Below are 2,890 nucleotides of genomic sequence, written 5' to 3'. Positions count from 1 at the left end.
CTATTGTACCCGGTATTTAAGTAACCTTTTTTACGCCAATAAGTCCCTCTTGCCACATTTGATAAATATAAAGGGTGATAGAGATTATTGTCATTATTAATATCCCTTCAATCGGCGATAAATTTCCTGCACTGGTTGTAATGTCGAGTTTTTTCCATAAAGCCCTGAAACCAAATGAATAGATACAATCTACAATCAAATTAACAACAATGTAAATCCAAAATTTACGAAATGTAAAATAAAATATCCATATGGTCCCAACCAAAAAAACACCATAAACCGTATGTGTTTGTGCAACTTTATCCCAAGAAAAAAGAGTTTCTTTATACTTCCACCAATCATACGTCCAAGCAACTTGGTACATTATTGTATTTATCACCGTTGCAAATAAGGCAACAGGCATATATCTACGAAGAGCAGAGTTTTTCAAAAGGAATAATGAAAGCCAGGGAAATAAAAAGAAAGCCCATAAAACGAGTTTTATCATATATAGTCTCCTTTTATTTTTATCTTGTTATAGCCTTCCCAAAATTCCCTTTAACCATCCACTTTATTCAACCATTCTGACCATGGGGACGGTCCTGGTGGCACATTGCTGAGGTGTGGATTCCGCCAATATAGACTGGGATTTCGCTAACCAATTGCGGGATTTCGCCAATCCCCTTATTAGTTACCTGTTTTGATGAATCAATCCTGACCAAACTCTGTGAAAAGAATCTATTTGTACCTTTAAAATAGCAAAGACCCCCACTCTGACTTAGAGGGGGGGATCTAATTTGAGCGTGCCATCATGCCAATACCATTAGCTTATAAATATTTTCACACTGACTAGCAGGATGCACCCATTATTTATCACTCGTTATTTTCATAGGAATGATCTCTTTTTTGCCATTCCACTTAACCGTTACCCTAATAATTTCATCTTTATCCTGTATATCGCCGCCAGTTCCTTTTGAACTGGTCCGTATATATTTAGTGCCTGGAGGGCTTTCTGACCCTCTTTCGGATCCTCCGCTAGATTTATAGTTATACCTGACAATTGAATGGGAGATATCCGCATAATCACCTTTATATTCTAGCAAAAAGCTTCTTTGACCTTCATCATAATGGGTGGACGTCTTGCCTTTTTCTGAAACCAGTATAGTTGCCGCCCAATGGGTTGACTCACCGTGAAACTGATAATTATGTTCAAAAGGTGTTGTTTCTTTGCTATTACATCCAGTTAAAATTAAGCAAATGAAAGGGATGAGTAAAGCTGTTCTTGCATAACGAAAACTTAGAATTGAAGACAAATTGACTCCATCCTTCCTCAAAGTTCACAATATTTTCCTTTTTATGTAATCTTCAACCTCCTGGCAAATGGTAAAATAAGTAATAACAGGTGATTAAATCTTACCAGGAGGGTTCTATATGTTAGGTCATTTAGGATTTTCATATGTAGGTCTGATCTATTTGCTGATGTTATGGATTCCAAACACCGTCTGGAGTAAGAATAAGCCAATCGACTATAACACTACAAATGAAAACAAACTATTAGTATTGTTCGAACGTGCGGGGCAAGCGTGCTGTACTTGCAGCATACTGATTTTTACAGATTATAACATTGCCCCATTTTCAGCATGGAGCTGGTGGCTAATAGCCTCATTCTTTCTGATGGTCCTTTACGAGATTAGTTGGATTAGATACTTTACTCATGAGCATACGGAGGAAAACTTTTATCGTAGTTTCTATGGAATCCCTGTACCTGGTGCTAGTCTGCCTGTCATTGCTTTTTTTCTATTAGGTATTTACGGTAAAGTTATTTGGCTAATCGCATCCTCTATTATGATAGGTATTGGACATATTGGCATACACATTCAACATTTTAAAGCGATAAAACATGTTTGAGAGCGAACCACGGGGACGATGAACTGTCGCCGTGGTTCACCTTTATATTGCCTTAATGGATAGATAGATACATACAGCAGCGGATGTAAATAAGATGACAGCAGTTACACGACTCCACCTCAACTTAATACCATAAGAAATGAAAAAAATGGCCGCGGCTAATTTGGAGCCGCTTTGAAAATAAGCATGATTGGAAAAATATGAACTGCTAAAAACAACTGAAATAAGCAGAGTTGTAGAGATTAGTAGTTTAAACCACAAAGGCTCTGTTAGGAATTGTTTAATCATAAATTTTATCCTTTGCATGTGGGGATAACTCCCTTCAAGGTTTTTCTTCCTAACTAAGCATATGGTGTGTGGTTTGTTGAAATACGCAGGAGGATAAAAGAATACACCAGCATTCTATCAATCACTTAGGAACTTGAAAATTAAACGTATTGCCGACATCCGAGGAACATTTACTTAAATGATACTCTACTCCATTTTTATTATTTGTACTTACGATATCAGAACAAGTAGCACTTTGTTTACCGGACGCTCCATAACTATCTTGTGAAGCATCGTAAGTGTATTTTATTTCCTTACCATTATAATCTAAATTATAGAAAATCGGGTCCCCTTCTATGGTATAACTTGTTATACGAACTTTATCCTTAACACCCTTATTAACATTTTCAATAAATTGATTAAACTTTTCCAAATTGCTTATTTCGCCGTGTACGTTAACGATATCGCCATTCTTTATTGCCTCCTCGGAACGATAAGGCTTTTTTGGATTGTCTGTTGTACTCTGCTGACAGCTTATTAAAAGCAGCGATAAAAGAACGGTAGAAACAAATAGACCTATTCCTTTCATAATACACCTCCATTAAATTAGACGTGATTACCAAATAATAGTTCCGTTTATTTAATGATCCCGCTCACTTTAGTTCATAAAAAAAATCAAGTTACCCAATGGCAGCTTGATGTTCAACTATTTCACCGGTTGTTAAATAACTTTTTT

5 protein-coding genes are annotated in these 2,890 nt (G+C 36.4%); 1 reads left to right on the top strand and 4 read right to left on the bottom strand.

Annotation, left to right across the window (positions count from 1 at the left end; translation table 11 throughout):
- Window positions 1–16: 16 nt before the first annotated feature.
- Window positions 17–487 carry a hypothetical protein gene (locus tag V7659_RS29970; protein ID WP_335543670.1) on the bottom strand — a complete coding sequence of 157 codons (471 nt, stop codon included), beginning with the start codon at window positions 485–487 and terminating at the stop codon, window positions 17–19.
- 358 nt (window positions 488–845) lie between these two features.
- Entirely contained in the window at window positions 846–1,292 is a 447-nt protein-coding gene (locus V7659_RS29965) for a hypothetical protein (RefSeq protein WP_335543669.1), read from the bottom strand.
- 118 nt (window positions 1,293–1,410) lie between these two features.
- Here V7659_RS29965 and V7659_RS29960 point away from each other — a divergent pair, with 118 nt between their 5' ends.
- On the top strand, window positions 1,411–1,887 hold the full coding sequence (locus tag V7659_RS29960) for a hypothetical protein (RefSeq protein WP_335543668.1): 477 nt from the start codon (window positions 1,411–1,413) through the stop codon (window positions 1,885–1,887).
- Between the two features lie 42 nt (window positions 1,888–1,929).
- On the opposite strand, the gene V7659_RS29955 is transcribed toward V7659_RS29960, so the two are convergent.
- Window positions 1,930–2,193, bottom strand: coding sequence for a hypothetical protein (locus V7659_RS29955; protein WP_335543667.1), 264 nt, complete (start codon window positions 2,191–2,193; stop codon window positions 1,930–1,932).
- A gap of 103 nt (window positions 2,194–2,296) precedes the next feature.
- Complete coding sequence (locus V7659_RS29950) at window positions 2,297–2,743, bottom strand: DUF4362 domain-containing protein (protein ID WP_335543666.1); 447 nt, start codon at window positions 2,741–2,743, stop codon at window positions 2,297–2,299.
- Window positions 2,744–2,890 lie beyond the last annotated feature (147 nt).

Source organism: Neobacillus drentensis, from assembly GCF_036966985.1.
Taxonomy (GTDB): Bacteria; Bacillota; Bacilli; order Bacillales; family Cytobacillaceae; genus Neobacillus; species Neobacillus drentensis_E.
The sequence above is the reverse complement of the archived record's forward strand: the minus strand, read 5'-3'. Positions and strand labels throughout refer to the sequence as shown.

Bases quoted from the DNA above. Each gene is read 5' to 3' on its own strand.
- V7659_RS29970 (WP_335543670.1), bottom strand. From the start codon at position 487: ATGATAAAACTCGTTTTATGGGCTTTCTTTTTATTTCCCTGGCTTTCA.
- V7659_RS29960 (WP_335543668.1), top strand. From the start codon at position 1,411: ATGTTAGGTCATTTAGGATTTTCATATGTAGGTCTGATCTATTTGCTG.
- V7659_RS29955 (WP_335543667.1), bottom strand. From the start codon at position 2,193: ATGCAAAGGATAAAATTTATGATTAAACAATTCCTAACAGAGCCTTTG.
- V7659_RS29950 (WP_335543666.1), bottom strand. From the start codon at position 2,743: ATGAAAGGAATAGGTCTATTTGTTTCTACCGTTCTTTTATCGCTGCTT.